The sequence below is a fragment of the Haloferax mediterranei ATCC 33500 genome (assembly GCF_000306765.2).
Lineage (GTDB): Archaea > Halobacteriota > Halobacteria > Halobacteriales > Haloferacaceae > Haloferax > Haloferax mediterranei.
In genome coordinates this window covers 37,100-54,832 of sequence record NC_017942.1, presented here as the reverse complement: position 1 = coordinate 54,832, position 17,733 = coordinate 37,100, and the positions used below count along the sequence as shown (strand labels likewise).

The window sequence follows — 17,733 nt, the reverse complement described above, 5'->3', positions numbered from 1 at the left end:
TATACTTCGCATCAGACGTTTCTACGCAAAACTGGCCACTAACCACGTAGAACGCTTCTTCTTGCTTAGCGATATTCGGAAGACTGGGCCAACTAGACAGTGCCAAGATAGCGAATATATTTGATAATTACCAATTATGTGAGTACGTTTGTAATGGCCACATTGTCAATATATTGATGTCCACACCCTTTGAAGAACGGTAATTAATTTACCAATACAGATCATGAACATCGACCGTCGGTCCGTCCTTAAGACATTCGGCTTGGTATCTGGCGCAGGTGGCGCCGGTTTTCTCGTTGGCGCCATTGATTCCCCAGGTTGCCTCCCGGAGACCGTCTCACAGAACGAACGATGGCCGCCACGGTTCACCGCGAACGACTACCTCTTTCACGGTAAAGTCATCGGTCCCAGTAACGCACCCGTGGTGATCGTCGTCCACGGTGGTCCAGGTGCGGATTATCGGTCATTGCGTCCGCTAACCCGTCTATCGCCTCACTTTCGTGTGGTGTTGTACGACCAGCGAGGGACTGGCTTATCGCCCCGTGTTTCTCCCGACCAGCTGTCATTCCAACAGTACCTCAATGACCTTGATGCAATCGTGACGATGTTTGGAGCCGAGAGCAGCGAAACTGTTCTCCTTGGTCACTCGTTTGGTGGCCAGCTTGTAGCACAGTACGTCTCAACGTATCCCGAAAAAGTGGATTCTGTGATTATGGCGGAACCTGGTCCATTGAATCAGGAGATGGCTGCAAATGGTCCAACACGCGGGTTCACCCTGGATTCGATACTTCCAGGTACGATCGCTCGCATAGAATCACGGAATCTGGACTGCCCCGACGAACACGCTGGCGACGATTACTTCATCGAACAGATGATGGTGCGCGCGAATCCCGGCTATTGGTGTGACAATATACCACCTCGGAACGTACTCTGGCGGGCCGGGTATGATGCGAATCAACAGGTCACTGCTTCGATGAACCAGAGCACCGGTGAACTGATGGATCTTGTTTCCGATATCGATCGATACCAAGGACGCATCCTCTTTCTTGCAAGCGAGTGTAATAGTGTGATTGGAGAGACATACCAACGAAAGCAGATGAACTACGTGCCGAACTCGACGCTGGAGGTCATTCCCGATGCTGGCCATCATATATTTCACGACAATCCTGAATACGCACTTGACACAGTGATCTCCCATCTGGGCACTGGGGTGGATGAGGGAATCGTCAGATAGCGGTTGATTGGTAGATACCAGCGTATCATAGAATGCGTCTCACACTCTCTACCTACGAGTATACAGCTCTCAATTCGCGCATAAGCTCGTGGTCGTGGCAGTTGAGCAGGTTGATCAGAAACTCCGGTGGTTGTTCGAAGGTGTCGATGCCGACCCGCCGTCGTATGATGAACTGGCGAACATCCGGCAGCGCTCTCAGCTCCTCGAAACAACTGTCGATATCGACGCCAACGAGGTCGTTATTCGATTGACTGCGGCGGGCGAAGACGTGGCAGCCCCGGACACTGGCAGGGTGCAAGCTGCTGGTGGCAGGGACCACGACGACGCACTCCTGCAGATCGAAAATGAACTCACAGCGCTTGGGTTCACTGTCTCAGTTTGCACACAGGACGGAAGCGAGAAGCCCAATGCAAGGGCTACGCACCCCGACCGAGCGGAGACGTTCGCCATATGAATCGACTGCGTCGAGACGGTGCAGTGTGCGTTCGAGTGAGTAGTCGCGTCTGTGCCCATGGATGTTCACTGGATTCCGTGAGTGCGTGCGCGGACCATCAGACAAGAGACGGTCCGCTAGCTATCGAACTACAGAGGTGAATTGGTGGTATCGAAGTCGAACGTCGAGTTGCTACTGGACGACCGTCACGTCGAATTTCCCGCGCCAGCGGTAGCGCCGGCCACCCCAGACGAACGTTCGGCGGATGAGTCCGTACAAAAGGAGGGGCACGAACACGAACACCGCCGGGTAGGCCAGCACGGCCGTCCACCGGCGGACGCCCAGGAGTTCGTTGACGGCGAGGTGCAGCACCGTCAGGACGGCCGCCGCGTAGAGCGGGGCCAGGATCGCGCCTGCGAGGACAAGCAGCGAGACGAGGACGGTCCCGGCGATGGCCCCGGGAAAATGCCACCGGAGGATCTGCGTCCACCGGACCGGGCGCTCGACCGCCTCGCGGATGGTCCCCCCAATAGGGACGATACGCGTCCGGCCGACGTTCGTCACCTGGAGGTACTCCATGAGGAGCCCGTCGTCGCTGACGGTCCGCCGAAGGTCATCGAGAAACGCGGCCTCGTCGATGTCGCCTCGCTCGAACATGACCGCGCCGCCCCAGATCTGGTTGCCGAGAGAGAGGGGTAACGAGCCAGCAGCGGCGTACAGCGGTTCGAGCAGCACCGACAGGGGGTCCCGCCCGACGAAGTACGGCACCTCAGACACCGGCCCGTACTCGTCGTAGTCCGCGCTACAGGTCGCCAGCCAGTCCGGAGGATGGTGAAAATCGTCGTCCGTCCAGACGAGCCGCTCGTGGCGCGCGGCCTCCATCCCGGCGGCGATGGCGTTGGCTTTCCCCGAACAGTACTCCGGCTCACCGGCGGCGATGATCCGGACGCCCTCTGGGTAGTCGGCCCGCTCAGTGACGGGGTCATTCGCACCGTCGTGGATGACCAACAGCTCGTCGCTGTCTCCGAGTTGGGCGGCCAGCTCCGCGCACGCGTCGGTCCACCTCGTCGTCGGCAGGATAATACTCGTCGGCGGTCGGGCAGACATGACGTCTACCTCTCATCGCCCGGTGGCGATGAGTGCGATGCCGGCGATCCATGGACACTTATGGTCACGACTTTTGCGGTGGTGACCCATGGAGAGCGCATGCGCTACGCCACTATGGTGGCCTACCCCAATGAGGAGGGAATCAACCGACTCGACCGGCAGGTCACCGAGCTCGGCTTGGAATACCGGGCTATCCACCGCATGGAACTCCTCGCTGACGACACTGTCGCCATGTTCGCCGAGGGCCGCGGCGACGTCGAGGGGCTCCGTCGGGTACTGTCAGAGTCGCCCGAGGTCTTCGAGTTCTCGGTCTCCGGCGATGACGCCGGATTCTTCGCCTACACGCGCTACGCGGCGGATGACTTGACTCGAATGCTCATGGAGGGCCGACGCGAGTCGTCCTACCTGATCGACATGCCGATCGAGCACACCGACGACGGCGGCCTCCGGGTGACCTACATCGGGACGGAGGCGGCCTTCGCTGACGCGCTCTCCGACCAACCGGATGGCGTCCGGGTCGAGGTCGAGCGGACCGGTCCGTACGCGCCCGGCTCCCGCCACGTCGTTTCTCAGTTAACCGAGCGACAGCGGGAAGTGCTCGAAGTGGCGGTCGATCTCGGCTACTACCAGGAGCCCCGTGAGGCGACTCACGACGAGATCGCGGCGGCGACCGGGCTCGCAGAGACGACGGTCGGCGAGCACCTCCGGAAGATCGAGGCGACAGTGTTCTCGTCGCTTCACGTCGCAGTCTCCGATCGGTGAAGCGACTGACCGTCTCGGTGGACTTTGGCTCTGGTAAGCTGATTAGTCGCCACCGACTGCGCGGACGTCGGCTGGTCTTGCCTCCACAGATCCGCCGTGGTACAGGAGCACGTTCTCCATCGGCGAGACGTGATTGACCGTAATTGTGTGGTCCTGCTCGAACGCCTCCGGAACTCGGTCTGCGGACATGAAATATTTAGCCACATCCCTCCTCGAATGAGTTCAGTAGAAGGCCTGCAACATCCAAATCGAGCTATGCTCGTACTCACCACAATACCGGCAAGTTCAGGGTCGGTCCAGTTCCTTATCCCACGCCTTCCATGTCTTCAACAGCGGGATGATAGTATAGTCGTCCACGATTTCCTTGCCGTCGAAGAGGTCCCAGACGTACTCTTTCAGCGCGTTCAGATCAGTGTGCCACGCGCTAAAGACGAGGTCGTATTCGCCGAGACAGGAACTCGTGTTGTAGACGAGACCCTCGTCGATGAGCATCGTGATGAACTCGGTCCGCACCTCGGAGGAAACGTGCTGGTCGAACGAGACAAGCACCTGCGCGTCGGCGAGGTCGGCCTCCTGAAGGACGATGACCGCGAGGATTTCGAGTACGTCGCTCTCTTGGAGCTTCTCGCGTCGTCGTCGGACTGCGGTTCGAGAAAGGCCGACGCGCTCGGCGAGTTCGGTGTCAGATATGCGGCCGTTCGCGTTGAGCGCGCGGAATATCTCGTAGTCGTGCTCGTCGAGGTAGTTTTCGAGGACGGCCTCTGGTGTGTTCGGGTCGGACGGCGCGTCGGCGGACGTGAGGTCGGGGTTCCCCATGGTTAGATATATTTGTGGGATTCGATTTGAAACTGCTGGTGCGTGAACGAATCAAAACGACACATGAGTTGTGTCGAATCGGCTATTCATTCGCGCCGCGCCAAGAGATGGTACGATAATGGTACGCTTCGCGGAACGCAGCTTCGAGGGCGGTGCTGCGGTCAGGCCGCGCGGCGTGTTCGGGCCGTCCGACGCAATCGAAACTCCCGAGACGCCCGGTGCGGCTGGGACGTCACCACCCTGCCTCACCCCGCGGGAGCGGTTCGTAGGAGATGTCGTAGCCGAACGCCTCGGGGCCGATGACGTCAAGCGCCTCGGGCGTCGTGAGCAGTTCGGGCGCAGGAACGCCGAGGACGCGGACACGCTGGCCGTACCGCAGGGCGTCAGTGGTGACCGGTGCGCCGGTGTCATTGTCGACGAGGCAGATGAGGTCAGGGACCGTCGTGCGGAGGTCGCCGTCGTCATCGCGCGCGATGAGGAACTCGTTTTGGAACTCGATTTCGAGGGTCGCCTCCTCGTCCAACCCGGTGAGCGTGACACTCCCGAGGGCAAAGCCGTCGCGGTTGCGGCGGTGTACGTCTACAATTTTCCCGGCGAACAGCTCCTCGCCGTCGAGGAGTTCACGGCTGGCGTCAACGGGGTCGGTGCCAGCGTCTCGGGCACGCTTGACTGCCCGACCGAGTTCGGTCGCGAGCGAGACGGTGTGCGGAACCGCGTACTCCGAGACGAACTCGCCGGTCATAAGCGGGAAGGCGTAGCCCGAGCGGCCGCCCATCTGGACGGTGATGGCCCGTGCGAGGTCTTCGAGGCGCTTGGCCGAGTCGATGTCCCTGTAGACGACCTGATTGCCGCGCTCGTCGGTCGTCGCCGCGTAGTTCACGGGCGTTCCGTAGATGAAGAACGTGTCCATCTGGAGTTCGGGAAACGCCCGGCCCATGCCGTCGGCATCGACTACGGGGAGATCAGTCATCGCCGCCACGCACAGGGGGGCCATGCTGTTCGAACCCCCAATTTCACCCGGGATGAGGACATCCACGGTCTTGCCGGAGAGCTCTTCGATAGCTCGCAGCGACTGCACCTCCTCCTCGCCGCCGGAGAACTTCTCCACGCTGATGGTTGGCGCGCCCATCCCGCCGACGCTCGCCACGGTGGCGTCGGCCGGCAGGTCCTGCGGATCAACCAGTTCGACCGAGTCGGGGTAGGCGTCGTCTTCGAGGAGTGTCTGCAGGCGCAGTCGGCCGAGGCGGGGATTGCCGCCGCCGCCGGTGCCGAGGATGCCCGCGCCGATGCCGAGCGCTTCGAGGTCGTCGAGCGTTATCTCCGTCAGGTGTGGGATGTCAAAACTCATGGGTGGTCCGCGAGTGGTTCGTAGGTTGCTTCGAGGCCGAACGACTTCGGGCCCCACACGTCGAGTGCGGCGGGGGTCCGCATTATCTCGGGCGTCCGGATGCCGAGCACGCGGACTCGAGCTCCGTATCGGAGGCTCTCTGTCGGAATCGGACCGCCCGTTTCGCGGTCGAGGACGGTGATGAGGTCGGGCACGGTCGCCACGTAGCTCCCATCGACCGCCGCGCCGAGATTCTCGTTTTGGAACTCGATGCGCATCGTCGACCCCTCGTCGCCGTCGAGGCCATCGATGTCGACGTGGCCGAAGACGAAGCCGTGTTCGGTGCGGCGCTGTACGTCCACGATTTTCCCCTCGAACAGCGACCGCGCCTCGCCATATATCGACTCGCGGGTCACCTCACGGATGGCGTCCATCGCGTCGTCCTCGGCGAGCCGGAGCGCACGGCCGAGGTCGCGTGCGAGTGACATCGTGCCGGGGATGGCCGTCTCTTTGACCTGCCTCCCGGTCATCGGGTAATCAGAGACGTAGGCGACGCCGCCCATCCTGACCGTGACGCCGCGGGCCAGCCACTCCAACTGGTCGTTGTCGTCCGTCTCGATGATGCAGGTGTTCCCCCGCTCGTCGCTGACGGCCGCGGGCGTCCCGCTGACTCCGTAGATGTTGAACGTCTCGTGTTGCAGTTCGGGGAAGGCCCGACCCATGCCGTCAGCGTCGACCACGGGAAGCCCACGGCGGGCCGCAACGGCGAACGGGAACGTCGAGTTGATGCCGCCGCACTCGATGGGCATCGTCGCGTCGGCGGTCTCTCCGAGTTCACGCTCAATGCGGTCCAGCGAGGCGACGGCCTCCCGCCCGCTCGGAAGCTTCTCGACCGAGACGGTCGGCGCGCCCATCTGCGCGGTCGGGACAACGAAGTCGTCCGCGTCCAGTTCGTCCGGGTCGAGGAGTTCGACCGGACCAAACTCCTCGATCGCCTGCTTCGCTACGAGCTTGCCGACGTGGGGGTCGCCCCCGCCGCCCGTCCCGAGGATGGTTGCGCCGAGTGCGATGTCCTCGATTTCCTCGACGCCGATTTCGACCATCATTAGTGGTCGAGCGCTCCGGCGGCCTTCACCTTGATTCGCACCGCGTTGCCAGGCAGGTACGAAAGCGGGACCTCCTCGACATCGACGATGTCCACGCTATCGGCGTCCGCTCCCGCTGCGAGGGCGTTTTCGGTGGCCTCGTCCTTCGCGTGCTGGATGGCCTCCTCGCGGTCCATCTCGTCGAGACTATAGATACGATCGACCTCGCCGGAGACCTGCGCAATGGCGACGCCGACGGCGTTTGCGACCTCGTAGTGGTCGGGCTTGTAGACCTCGCTCGCGCCCCCGATGTCGTCGGGGACGAGGATGCTCCCCCCGCCGACGATGACCACAGGGACCGGATCGGCACTCGTCTTCATGCGGTCGACCTCGCGCTCGACGCACTCTCTGACGTACTCACGGGCCGCCTCGACGGTCTCGACACCCACGTCCGGCGTCACGGAGCCGATGTCGATGGTTCCTGCGGCGACTTCGAGGTCGGTCGCGGTCAACGTCTCGCCGCCGAAACACCTCGCCTCCTCGGTCAGCTTGTAGCCGACGCTCTGGGGGCCGACCGTCACGCCGCCGTCGGTCGAGACGATGGAGCCGCCACCGATGCCGATGGCGATGATGTCGGGCATGCGGAAGTTGGTCTTCACCTCGCCGATTTCGACGGCGACGCTGCTCTCGCGGGGGAAGCCCTCGGTAACCGCGCCCACGTCGGTGGTTGTGCCGCCCACGTCAACGATGATGCCGTTTTCGACCTGCGAGAGATACGCCGCGCCGCGGACCGAGTTCGAGGGGCCGCTGGCAACCGTGAAGATGGGGTAGCGGATGGCGTAATCGACGCTCATCAACGTCCCGTCGTTCTGGCCAAAGTAGAGGTTCGCGCCGATGCCGCGCTCGTCCATCGCGTCGACGAAGGCGTTGGCTGCCTCTGACGCGACGCTTGTGAGCGCAGCGTTGAGCGCCGTCGCGTTCTCACGTTCGAGCAGGCCGACACTGCCGATTTCGTTCGAGACCGAGATGGGCACGTCGTCGCCGACCTCCTCGCGGATGAGTTCCGCGACCCGCGTCTCGTGGTCGTCGCGAACGGGCGAGAAGACGCTCGTCACGGCGAAGGCATCCACGTCGGCGAACTCGCGAATCTGGGCTCTGACCTGCTCTTCGTCGAGGTCATTGAGGAGTCGGCCGTCGAACTCGTGGCCGCCGTCGAGGATAGCGACGTTGTTTCCGATGGCCTCAGCGAGGTCGTCAGGCCACTCCAAGAGCGGGCGAATGCTCCGGGTCGCGGGCGCACCGATACGGATGACGCCGACCTCGTTAAGGCCGCGGCGCTCCGTGATGGCGTTCGTCGCGTGGGTGGTGCCGAGCATCACGTAGTCGAGTTCGTCCTCGGAGACGCCGCTGTCGTCGAGGACCACGTCAAGGGCACTGAGGATGCCCGTCGTGATGTCCTTGGTCGTGGGGGTCTTCGTCTTCGCACGGAGATTGTCGTCGCCATCCATAACGACGGCGTCCGTGTTGGTACCGCCGACGTCGATTCCGATTCGGTAGTTAGTCATGTTTGGATTGCTGGAGAGTTTCGAGTGGTTCGTAGTCGATACTGTAGTCGAAGTACGCCGGTCCGACGAGGTCGAGCCCCTCGTCTGTCCGCCACTTCGGCGAACACGGCATGCCGATGACCTGCACGCGGTGGCCGTAGGCGAGTCGTTCGGTGGTGACTGGGTCACCAGTCTCAGCGTCTAGGACCGTAATCAGGTCGGGTGTGCTCGCCACAACGCCGCGCTCAGAGTCGCAGGCGACGAGGTTCTCGTTTTGGAACTCGAGGGTGAATCGTCGGCCCTCACAGTTGTCGATGCCGTCGAGCGTCGCCTCGCCGACTGTGAATCCACCCTCGGTCCGGCGCTCCACGTCGGTTATCTTCCCCGTGAACAGCTCGTAGCCATCCGTGAGGTCGAGGACCGCCTCGACGGGGTCCCGCGAGCGGTGCTTGGCAGTTCGAATCGCCTCGCCGATGTTGTGGGCGAGAGACATCGAGTCAAGAATCGCGTGCTCGCGGACCTCTGCGCCGGAGAGCGCGTAGGTTCCGATCATGCACGCGCCGCCCATCTCGATGCTCGTCACGCGGGCAAATGCCTCGGCGTACTCGTTGCTGACGGTGTTCACGAGAAGCGAGTTGCCTTTCTCATCGGCGATGCTCATTGGGGTCGCGCTGACGCCACCCATCGTGAGCGTCACCATCTGCACCTCAGGGAACGCCCGGCCCATACCGTCGGCATCCACGAGGGGAATCCCGAGGGCTGCGGCGACGGCGATAGGGACGGTGCTGTTCAGTCCGCCCGCCTCGATACTCATCGTCGCGTAGGCCTCCTGTCCGAGGTGCGTTTCGAGCGCCTCGAAGGCGGCCAGCGCCTCGGTTCCCTTCGGCATCTTCTCAACCATCACGGTCGGCGCGCCGAGCATCGCGCTCGGGATAACGAGCGCGTCGTCGGGCACGTCTCGCGGGTCGATGAGGTCGACGGGGCCGTGCTCTTCGATCGCCTGCTGTGCCATCAGCTTCCCGATGTAGGGGTCGCCCCCGCCGCCCGTCCCGAGGACGGTCGCGCCGGTGGCGAAGTCGTCGATGTTGTCTGTGGTTATCTTCATGGTTCTTGGGTGTTCGATGCGACTGTCTCGTCGGCGACCGCCGCGACGGCCACGTCGGGCACGTCGTCGAACGCGTCGGCGTACGCCTCGTCGTAGATATGACACCGGACGCTGGGACCGGCGTCGACCACGACGAACTGCGGTTCGTCGGCCGAACATGCGTCCGTCGCGTAGGGACACCGCGTGTGGAACCGACAGCCGCTGGGCACGTCCCGCGGGCTCGGGATTTCGCCCCGGAGCGGTTCGTGCCGCGGCTTGTACGCCTTTTCTTTGTCGGTCGTGACGGGAATCGCGGAGAGGAGCGCCCGCGAGTAGGGGTGTCGCGGCCGCTGGAAGACTTCCTCCGTGGGGCCGCGTTCCTGAATCTCGCCGAGGTACATCACGGCCGTCTCGTCGGCGAAGTTGCGGACCAACGAGAGGTCGTGGGTGATGAACAGGTAAGTGAGACCGAACTCCTCCTGTAAGTCTTCGAGGAGCGCGATAATCTTCGCCTGCACGCTCACGTCGAGGGCGCTCGTCGGCTCGTCGAGCAAGAGCAGTTCAGGCTCGACCGCGAGCGAGCGGGCGATGTTTACCCGCTGTTTCTGCCCGCCGGAGAGTTCGTGCGGGTACTTGTTCCAGTACTCGTCGTTCAACTCGACGCGTTCGAGCAGGTCGACCACTCGCTCCCGGAGATCGGACTTCGGAACGTCGCGGGCCCTCAGCGGGACCGCGAGCGACTTGCCGATGGTCCGCCGGGGGTTCAGACTCGACGTGGGGTCCTGAAACACCATCTGGACGCGCGACCGGAGGCGAGCCAGTTGCTCGTCCGTCGCGTTCGTGATGTCCTCGCCGTCGAATCTGACGGTCCCGCCGGTCGCGCCGGTCAGGCCGATAATCGTCCGGGCGACGGTGCTTTTGCCGCTGCCGGACTCGCCGATGAGCGCGAGGGTCTCCCCGCGCTTGATGTCGAATGAGACGCCGTCGACCGCTTTCACGTGATCGGACGTGCGCTTGATGATGCCGCTTTTCACTGGGAAGTACTTCTCGAGGTCGTCGACCGCGAGCAGGGGTTCGGACACGTCAGTCACCCCCCGCCTGCTTACCCGGTCGCCGGGTCATGTGGCTCCGGGTCTCCTCGACCGTCGGCCGCTCGGCGTCTGGCACGGTCTCGTCGTAGAGGACGCACTCGACGCCCGTCTGCGGGCCGCGCTCGTACATCTCCGGGCGGGCCTCCTCGCACTCGGTGGTGGCGTAGGGACACCGCGGCGCGAACCGACAGCCCGACGGTGGGTCGAGATACTCGGGAATCGAGCCGTCGATGCCGGTCGCCATCTCGTTGCCCGTCAGGCGCGGAATCGACGCGATGAGCCCCTGCGTGTAGGGGTGTTTCGGGTTCTCGAACAGCTCTTCGGTCGGCGCGGTCTCGACGATGCGGCCGCCGTACATGACGTACACGCGGTCGCTCACTTGTCTGGCGACGCCGAGATTGTGGGTGATCATTAGGACGCTCAGGTCGTGGTTCTCGATGAGGTCCTTCAGCAGGTCGAGAATCTGGTCGTGAATCGTCACGTCCAGCGCGGTGCCGATTTCGTCGGCGATGAGCAGCTCCGGCTCGTTCAGCAGGGCCTGTGCGATGAGCGCGCGCTGGCGCATCCCGCCAGACAGTTGGGTCGGATACGAGTCCATGATGTTCTCGGGGTCCGGCATCTGGACCTCGCGGAGCATCTCCAAGACGCGCTCGCGCGCCTCATCGCGCTCGCCGCTGAAGCGGCGGCGGAAGAACTCCACGACGCCCGTGTCGCTGTCGCCGCCGAACTGCGCGGTGTCGGTGAGCTGTTCGCCGATGGTGAACGTCGGGTTCAGACTCGACATCGGGTCCTGAAAGACGAGGCTCATCCGCTGGCCCTTGACGCGCTCGAACTCGCGGTCCGAAAGCGACAGCAGCTCCGTCCCGTCGAACGTGATTTCGCCGTTCACGCGGGCCGGCGGCTGGTTGAGTAGGCGCAGGATGGACTTCATCGTCACCGACTTGCCGCAGCCGGTCTCGCCGGCGATGGTAACGACCTCGCCTTTGCCGATAGAGAGGTTGACGCCGTCGATGACCTCCGCGAAGCCGTCGAACGATTCAAAGCCGACTTCGAGGTCTTCGACGGTCAAAAGCGGGTTCTCGGCGACCGGTTCGTCGAGTCTCATCGGTTCACCTCCACGTCGAAGAGGTCACGCAGCCCGTCGCCGAGCATGTTGAACCCCATCACGAGGACGAAGATGGCGAGCCCGGAGAAGACGCTCACCCACCACGAATCGGGCAGGTACGAGGTCCCCTGGCTGACCATCGTCCCGAGGCCGGGTTGGGGGGGCTGGACGCCGACGCCGATGAACGACAGGCCGGCACCGATGAGGATGACGAAGCCTGCGTCGAGAGTCACCTTGACCAGAATCGGCGACAGCGTGTTCGGGAGGATCTCCCGAAAGAGGATGTGCGGCGTGCTCGCGCCGGCGAGCTTCGCGGCCTGCACGTACTCCTCGCTGCGCTCGCTGGCGACGATGCTCTGGACGAGGCGGGCGTGCCACGTCCACCACAGCGCCGCGATGGCTATCATCGCGTTCGTCAGCGTCGGCTCTAAGGCCGACGTGATTGCCAACGCCATCACGAGCGGCGGTAAGGCGAGCGCCGTGTCGGTCGCCCGCATGATAATCGTCTCCACCCAGCCGCCGTAGTAGCCGGCGACGAGGCCGAGCAGCACGCCCACGGGGACGCCGAAGCCGAGGACGACGGCCACGAGCATGAGCGACAGCCGGTAGCCGAAGAGGATGCGCGAGAGCACGTCGCGGCCGACGTGGTCGGTCCCCAACGGGTGGTCGAGGCTCGGCGGCTGGAGCGTGTTCGAGAAGTCAGTAAACTTCCCGGCGTGTTCGGGGTACGGCGCGACGACGGGCGCAAAGACGGCGAGCAGGACGATGGCGACGATGATGCCGAGGCCGACGACGCTCATCGGCCTGCTCGTAAAGCGCTTCCACGACCGCTGCCAGAGTTCGCGGCGCTCGGCCGAGACGAACCGGTCGAGGACGCCCGCTGACTCGGTGCTCATGTCGCCTCCTCCATCGCCAGTCTGATGCGCGGGTCAACGCGACCCAACAGGACGTCCACGAGGAAGTTGATGCTCACGAACGCGACGCCGATGGTCATCGTGACGCCGACGACGGCGTTGAAGTCGTTGTTCAGCACCGCGGTGACACCGTAGGACGCGAGGCCGGGCCACGAGTAGACGAGTTCGATGAGGAACGCGTTCCCCAGAAGCGAGGCGTACAGCAGCCCCAGAATCGTGAGCGTCGGGATGAACGCATTCTTGAGCGTATACTTGTACGTGACGAGCCACGAGGGGAGCCCGAAGCCGCGTTCGGCCTCGACGTAGTCCTGGTCTTTCACGTCGATCATACTCGACCGGGTGATGCGCATCACCTGTCCGATGCCGGCGAGCGAGAGCGCGAGCGCCGGGAGGATGATGTGCGCCCACGCGTCGACGTGGGCCGCGAGATTCCCCGACAGCAAGGTGTCCACGAGCAGGAAACCCGTGAACCGCGAGACGCCGGCACCGAACTCCGAGCCGAGCCGCCCCGTGATGGGGAGCCATTCGAGCAGGTAGCCGAATATCAGCTGGAACATGATCGCGATGAAGAAGCCGGGCACGCTCACGCTGAAGAATGCGACGAGCCGCGTCGCGTTGTCGGTGAGCCCGTCTTTATTCTGCGCGGCGATGACGCCGAGCGGAATCCCGATGACGACGGTGAGGAACATCGACACCGTGATGAGTTCGAGCGTCGCTGGCAGGTAGTAGACGATGTCGGTGCTGACCGCACGCTTCGTCTCGAGGCTCGTCCCGAGGTCGCCGACGAGCAGCCCCCGCATGTAGTCGAGGTACTGTAGAGGAATCGGCTTGTTCAGCCCCATCTCAGCGGTAAGCGCCTGCACCTGTTCTTCCGACGCGAGCGCGCCGAGGGCCATTCGCGCGGGGTTTCCGGGGAGCACTCGTGACGTGGTGAAGATGATTATCGACAGGCCGATGAGACTCACGAGGATGCCCGCGAGCCGGCGCACGAGATACTGCCAGTACTTCATTCTTGGTAGAAGTCGGGGAACCAGTAGTCGAAGCTCATCGACGGCCGGAAGGTGTAGCCCTTTACGTCGTCGGCGAAGGCGTGCTTCTTCGACTGGACGAAGATGAACAGGTCGGGGTACTGGTTCGCGATGCGTTCTTGCACCTCGGCGTACAGTTCGGCGCGAGTGTCGGCGTCGACCGTCGAGCGTGCCTCGTCGATGAGGGAGTCGACCGTCTCGTCTTCGAGGTGTTCCATGCTCATCCACGTCGACGCGGCCTCGGAGTGGTACTGGTTGTAGAACACTGTGTCGGGCGAGGGGTACACCGGCCCGTAGAACACCTGGTTGATGTGCGGCGTCTGTTCGACGCTCGTGGCGAGTTCGGTCATCGTCCCCCACGTCTGCGGGTTCAACTCGACGTTGATGCCGATTTCGTCCATGTTCTGCTGGAAGAGCAGGCCCATCTTCTCCTCGAGGCCGTAGTCCTTCACGTAGGTGTTCTGGACGGTGATGTCACCCTCCTCGTAGCCGGCGTCGGCGAGAATCTGCCGCGCCTTCTCGGGGTCGTAGGTCGGCTGGACGATGTTGTCGTTGTGGACACCGAACGACGTCGGGAGCGGTCCCTGTGCGGGGAGCGACCCCGGCGCAATTTCGTTGCGCGCCGTCTCGTAGTCGAAGCCGTAGGCTATCGCCTCGCGGACGGCGGGGTCGTCGGTCGGTGCCTTCTGGGTGTTGATTTTGAAGTAGAACGTCGTCACCGTCGGGATCGATTCGACACGGATGTCGTCTTCGGCCGCGAGCGCCTCGTAGGTCTCCTCGCTTTGGAACTGGCTCGACATGTCAAGTTCGCCCGTCTTCATCAGCGAGCGGACGGTCGGGTCGTTGGTGATGATTTGGACGGTGACGTTGTCGTACACTCTGTCTTTGAACGACCCCCAGTAGTCGGCGTAGCGGCTGAACGAAATCTGTGCCTGCCGCTCGAACCCCGTGAGTTCGTACGGGCCGGAGCCGGCGTCGCTGTCGTTGAGGAACGACTGACCGTAGTCGCCGCGGTTGCCGAAGTCGCCGTCTTCAGCGTTGTCGAGAACGCGCTGTTTGTCCACGACGAACAGCAACACGAGCGTCGCGAGGAACGGCGAGTGGACGCGGTCGAGTGTGAACGACACCGTCCGATCGTCCTCGACGGTCACGTTCTCCTTCGAGAGGACATTTCCAAGCAGCGACGAGTAACCCTGGTTGATATCGAGGAATCGCTCAGCCGAGAATTGGACGTCCTCTGCCGTGACGGGGTTGCCGCTGTGGAACGTCGCGCCCTCCCTGAGCGTGAACGTGTAGGTCTTGTTGTCGTCCGAGACTATCCAGTCCTCTGCGAGGTGCGGCTGCAGGTTCCCCTCCGTGTCGGGGAACACGAGCGGGTCGTAGAGGTTGACCAACGCGAGCACCTGCGTGTAGTCTGTCCCCTTCGCAGGGTCGATGGTCCCGAAGCGCTGGGTCGCGCTCATCCGGAGCATCGAGCCACTGGAGTCGCTGCCGGACGACATCCCTGTCTCCGTTCCCTCGGAGTCGCCGCTCGAGGCCATGGTCTGTTCTTCGCCGTCGTAACTCTCGCCGCTGCCGGAACAGCCAGCGAGTCCGGCGATACCCGCTGTCCCGAGGGTTTTGAGGAAGTTTCGACGACTCTTCGGGTCACCAAAGCGAGAGCGGACAGACTCCGACCCAACTTGCGATCGCATCTGTGTGATATCTTTTCTCGACATACGTTACACACCCACACAGTGATTCAATGGAATATAAAGGTTCCGTATAGACACCCAAAGTAGCTTAGTCAGGTCAAAGTGGAATGTTATTTGAACAATCTGGAACAAAGTTATGGCCCACTTGTCACACTGTCGCAGTCAAGACCGCAACGATCGACTGAACCCGCCAGACTCGTATTCCGTCGTCGGCCACAGTCGACTCAACTACGTCGAGCGAAACTTCAGCGAGAAATGGTTTTACAGAAGTGCAAGGAGATGCCCCGAGGCGATTCACACCCTCACAATGCGAGTCGAATTCGAAATCCGCGAGACGAGAGTTCTCTGCACCCTTCCAGGGGAAATAAAATCACTCACGGGGAGCTGTTGAGAAGTCGCAGTGCGGTAGAAACCCAACTCGGGATTGAAACATAAGAGCGCGTGAGCGTTCATCCGAATAGGTCCGTCGCAGTGCGGTAGAAACCCAACACGGGATTGAAACAAGTCATCATCCGATTCGGCGAGATCTCGGTCACTGTCGAAGAGGACAACTCGACCCTATTGGTTGATGCAGATGGGGACACACTTGTTGACCGTATCTACGATGAGTTGGGTAAGTTAATTGACGAAGCAAACCGACGAGTACGTGAAGGTGAGGAGGCGCGCGAAGATGCGTGGCGACGGGCCGTCAAGGACTACTGGAAATACAGTCATTAAATCGGTCGGTAAGCACACCTACTTACTGGTCAGCTCACTCCAGGTTCTCGGAAGTAACAGGGTAGGTGCGCTGATTATATTCTCTGTAGTTACCGTTCGGCTTTGACCAGTTCCGAGAAACGACTATTCTCGGAACTGCTGAGTCTCGAGAATAGTTCCTGCATACGACACTGTCTAGTTAACCTCCTGAGCTGGCGTTCGACCACCGAGCGATTGGTGTGGTCGCTGAAAATTATAGTAATGAACAAACACTGCAAGCCACTGGCGGACGCTCAGCCGACTGCCCACCCATGAGTTATGGAAACGGTCGACCCTCCTTTTGAACGTGTGAAACCACTTTTCGATCAGGTTTCGCTCTGTGCAGTCGACCCCGACTGTTCAACCCTAATCGAGAGAAGGCAGTCCGATAGCCGAAGGCATCGGCGAGAAACACCGCGTCTGAAAAGTCGTGTTTCTCGCAAACGCCGTGGAGAAACGCAGCCGCCGGCTCAGTCCCATGATTCTTGAACAGTGCGACGTCAAGAATCACTTTTGTGTCGAGGTCTATTGCAGCGTACAACCAAGACCACTCACCGTTAATCTTGACAGCGGTCTCGTCGACAGCGACCCGCCTCGGCTGCGCCTTCGGCGAGTCTGCAACGCTGTCAGCTAACCGATGTACCCAGTGCCAAACAGCTTGATGAGGGCGCTCAAACCCGAGCAATCGAAGAATTTCTTTTGTCTCTCTGAGTGAACAACCGGTCGCGTGGAACTGGACGGCGAACACCCTGACGGGCGTCCCCAGAACGCTTTGCGTTCTGGTGGGCTGCACGAGAGCAAAGCTCTCGTGAACGTTCGAAAGACGCTTGCGTCTTTCGAGCCCACAAACTCGCGCCGCGAGTTTGGGACGTCCCCAGAAATCGGAGATTTCTGGTGTGCGAACGAGACGCTTCGCGTCTCGTCAACGTCGCTGTCCGCTCACGCTCCCACGTTTCTTCATAATCCGCCGCAAAGCACTCGCTGAACAGGGCTGCGAGCATTATCCCAAACTCACTCAATGACCTGCTCGTTCCTCAAACTGGCGTAACTAGACAGTACCGGCATAAGATATATGACATAATAGCACGAAGAAGAGGTTAATGGGATTGGTACCCTATAGTAACGTTCGGTGGTCAGGCGTCGCAGTTACTGGTTCAATTCTCACACTACTAGTTGCCCTGTTGTACAAAACGTACGAGATCTGGCAACAGCCACCGCCATTCCTTATTCAAGATCGACCGATAGTTGTTTTCAATATTGCAGTAGCAACCACGTCAATTATCTTTACTATTGTGGGGCTTTACCTGGCGCGCAATGCATATCTTTGGTCGCTCAAATCTTCGAAACAGCAGGCAACGTGATTATTTTGTCCTCATATTAGAACTGACTCCGATAATACCCCGAATGATGAAATATTTTCAGACAATTTTGAAGAGTATGAATGATACTGACCGTCGTTCATTTAATGAAAGAATTCAAACCAGGCTATTCCGGGCACTACACTATTTTTTTGGAGCTTCTGTCTTACTCTATGTTTTGTCACGCAGTTACTAATTGCGTTTACTATGGATCATCAATGCTCAATATTTGCAAAAGTAACTGCAATATAAGTTCAAACCTACTCCTGCTGAGGTAGAGCGTAAATTAAAAGATGGACTCCGCCGCGGCGTAGAGAATTTAGAGGAGGATATCAAAGCAGGATTAGATTTAGCATCTGCTGCAATTGACGTAATCCTCACACTAATTGTCATCGTTCTCATTGCTATCTTTTTTG

15 protein-coding genes and 2 pseudogenes are annotated in these 17,733 nt (G+C 61.2%); 3 read left to right on the top strand and 14 right to left on the bottom strand.

Annotated features, from left to right (window positions below):
• Positions 1–223 precede the first annotated feature (223 nt).
• Positions 224–1,234, top strand: coding sequence for an alpha/beta fold hydrolase (locus tag HFX_RS15130; RefSeq protein ID WP_014732613.1), 1,011 nt, complete (start codon positions 224–226; stop codon positions 1,232–1,234).
• Between the two features lie 94 nt (positions 1,235–1,328).
• Positions 1,329–1,688, top strand: a complete 360-nt coding sequence (locus tag HFX_RS15125) for a conjugal transfer protein (protein WP_238547493.1) — start codon at positions 1,329–1,331, stop codon at positions 1,686–1,688.
• 171 nt (positions 1,689–1,859) lie between these two features.
• On the opposite strand, the gene HFX_RS15120 is transcribed toward HFX_RS15125, so the two are convergent.
• Entirely contained in the window at positions 1,860–2,774 is a 915-nt protein-coding gene (locus HFX_RS15120) for a glycosyltransferase (RefSeq protein WP_004060505.1), read from the bottom strand.
• Positions 2,775–2,873: 99 nt separating this feature from the next.
• Between HFX_RS15120 and HFX_RS15115 the strand changes: the two genes are divergently transcribed.
• A complete protein-coding gene (locus tag HFX_RS15115) occupies positions 2,874–3,536 on the top strand; it encodes a helix-turn-helix domain-containing protein (RefSeq protein WP_004060506.1) in 663 nt (220 codons plus the stop codon).
• Between the two features lie 42 nt (positions 3,537–3,578).
• On the opposite strand, the gene HFX_RS19760 is transcribed toward HFX_RS15115, so the two are convergent.
• From HFX_RS19760 to HFX_RS19755, 13 genes and pseudogenes are all read right to left on the bottom strand, one after another.
• Positions 3,579–3,725 carry a hypothetical protein gene (locus tag HFX_RS19760; RefSeq protein ID WP_155844698.1) on the bottom strand — a complete coding sequence of 49 codons (147 nt, stop codon included), beginning with the start codon at positions 3,723–3,725 and terminating at the stop codon, positions 3,579–3,581.
• Between the two features lie 96 nt (positions 3,726–3,821).
• Positions 3,822–4,352, bottom strand: a complete 531-nt coding sequence (locus tag HFX_RS15110) for an Lrp/AsnC family transcriptional regulator (RefSeq protein WP_004060507.1) — start codon at positions 4,350–4,352, stop codon at positions 3,822–3,824.
• Positions 4,353–4,584: 232 nt separating this feature from the next.
• Positions 4,585–5,700, bottom strand: coding sequence for a DUF917 domain-containing protein (locus HFX_RS15105; protein WP_004060508.1), 1,116 nt, complete (start codon positions 5,698–5,700; stop codon positions 4,585–4,587).
• Entirely contained in the window at positions 5,697–6,785 is a 1,089-nt protein-coding gene (locus HFX_RS15100) for a DUF917 domain-containing protein (RefSeq protein ID WP_004060509.1), read from the bottom strand. Before HFX_RS15100 ends, HFX_RS15105 begins: the two co-directional genes overlap by 4 nt.
• Complete coding sequence (locus HFX_RS15095) at positions 6,785–8,329, bottom strand: hydantoinase/oxoprolinase N-terminal domain-containing protein (protein ID WP_004060510.1); 1,545 nt, start codon at positions 8,327–8,329, stop codon at positions 6,785–6,787. Before HFX_RS15095 ends, HFX_RS15100 begins: the two co-directional genes overlap by 1 nt.
• Positions 8,322–9,413, bottom strand: coding sequence for a DUF917 domain-containing protein (locus tag HFX_RS15090; protein WP_004060511.1), 1,092 nt, complete (start codon positions 9,411–9,413; stop codon positions 8,322–8,324). The genes HFX_RS15095 and HFX_RS15090 overlap by 8 nt, the downstream gene beginning before the upstream one ends.
• Complete coding sequence (locus tag HFX_RS15085; protein ID WP_004060512.1) at positions 9,410–10,483, bottom strand: ABC transporter ATP-binding protein; 1,074 nt, start codon at positions 10,481–10,483, stop codon at positions 9,410–9,412. Before HFX_RS15085 ends, HFX_RS15090 begins: the two co-directional genes overlap by 4 nt.
• Positions 10,476–11,588 (bottom strand): ABC transporter ATP-binding protein, encoded by a 1,113-nt coding sequence (locus tag HFX_RS15080; protein WP_004060513.1) that lies wholly within the window; start codon positions 11,586–11,588, stop codon positions 10,476–10,478. Before HFX_RS15080 ends, HFX_RS15085 begins: the two co-directional genes overlap by 8 nt.
• Positions 11,585–12,484 (bottom strand): ABC transporter permease, encoded by a 900-nt coding sequence (locus HFX_RS15075; protein WP_004060514.1) that lies wholly within the window; start codon positions 12,482–12,484, stop codon positions 11,585–11,587. Before HFX_RS15075 ends, HFX_RS15080 begins: the two co-directional genes overlap by 4 nt.
• Complete coding sequence (locus tag HFX_RS15070; RefSeq protein WP_004060515.1) at positions 12,481–13,512, bottom strand: ABC transporter permease; 1,032 nt, start codon at positions 13,510–13,512, stop codon at positions 12,481–12,483. The genes HFX_RS15075 and HFX_RS15070 overlap by 4 nt, the downstream gene beginning before the upstream one ends.
• The gene (locus HFX_RS15065; RefSeq protein ID WP_004060516.1) at positions 13,509–15,224 is read right to left on the bottom strand and encodes an ABC transporter substrate-binding protein; all 1,716 of its coding nucleotides are present in this window, start codon (positions 15,222–15,224) and stop codon (positions 13,509–13,511) included. The genes HFX_RS15070 and HFX_RS15065 overlap by 4 nt, the downstream gene beginning before the upstream one ends.
• A gap of 891 nt (positions 15,225–16,115) precedes the next feature.
• Positions 16,116–16,752 (bottom strand): annotated as a pseudogene (locus tag HFX_RS15055) (IS6 family transposase).
• 136 nt (positions 16,753–16,888) lie between these two features.
• A pseudogene (locus HFX_RS19755) lies at positions 16,889–16,960 on the bottom strand (IS6 family transposase); the annotation flags it as partial.
• Positions 16,961–17,733 lie beyond the last annotated feature (773 nt).

Coding starts and splice junctions, on each gene's coding strand:
- HFX_RS15095 (WP_004060510.1), bottom strand. CDS start 8,329: ATGACTAACTACCGAATCGGAATCGACGTCGGCGGTACCAACACGGAC.
- HFX_RS15065 (WP_004060516.1), bottom strand. CDS start 15,224: ATGCGATCGCAAGTTGGGTCGGAGTCTGTCCGCTCTCGCTTTGGTGAC.
- HFX_RS15090 (WP_004060511.1), bottom strand. CDS start 9,413: ATGAAGATAACCACAGACAACATCGACGACTTCGCCACCGGCGCGACC.
- HFX_RS19760 (WP_155844698.1), bottom strand. CDS start 3,725: ATGTCCGCAGACCGAGTTCCGGAGGCGTTCGAGCAGGACCACACAATT.
- HFX_RS15110 (WP_004060507.1), bottom strand. CDS start 4,352: ATGGGGAACCCCGACCTCACGTCCGCCGACGCGCCGTCCGACCCGAAC.
- HFX_RS15105 (WP_004060508.1), bottom strand. CDS start 5,700: ATGAGTTTTGACATCCCACACCTGACGGAGATAACGCTCGACGACCTC.
- HFX_RS15130 (WP_014732613.1), top strand. CDS start 224: ATGAACATCGACCGTCGGTCCGTCCTTAAGACATTCGGCTTGGTATCT.
- HFX_RS15100 (WP_004060509.1), bottom strand. CDS start 6,785: ATGATGGTCGAAATCGGCGTCGAGGAAATCGAGGACATCGCACTCGGC.
- HFX_RS15075 (WP_004060514.1), bottom strand. CDS start 12,484: ATGAGCACCGAGTCAGCGGGCGTCCTCGACCGGTTCGTCTCGGCCGAG.
- HFX_RS15120 (WP_004060505.1), bottom strand. CDS start 2,774: ATGTCTGCCCGACCGCCGACGAGTATTATCCTGCCGACGACGAGGTGG.
- HFX_RS15080 (WP_004060513.1), bottom strand. CDS start 11,588: ATGAGACTCGACGAACCGGTCGCCGAGAACCCGCTTTTGACCGTCGAA.
- HFX_RS15115 (WP_004060506.1), top strand. CDS start 2,874: ATGCGCTACGCCACTATGGTGGCCTACCCCAATGAGGAGGGAATCAAC.
- HFX_RS15070 (WP_004060515.1), bottom strand. CDS start 13,512: ATGAAGTACTGGCAGTATCTCGTGCGCCGGCTCGCGGGCATCCTCGTG.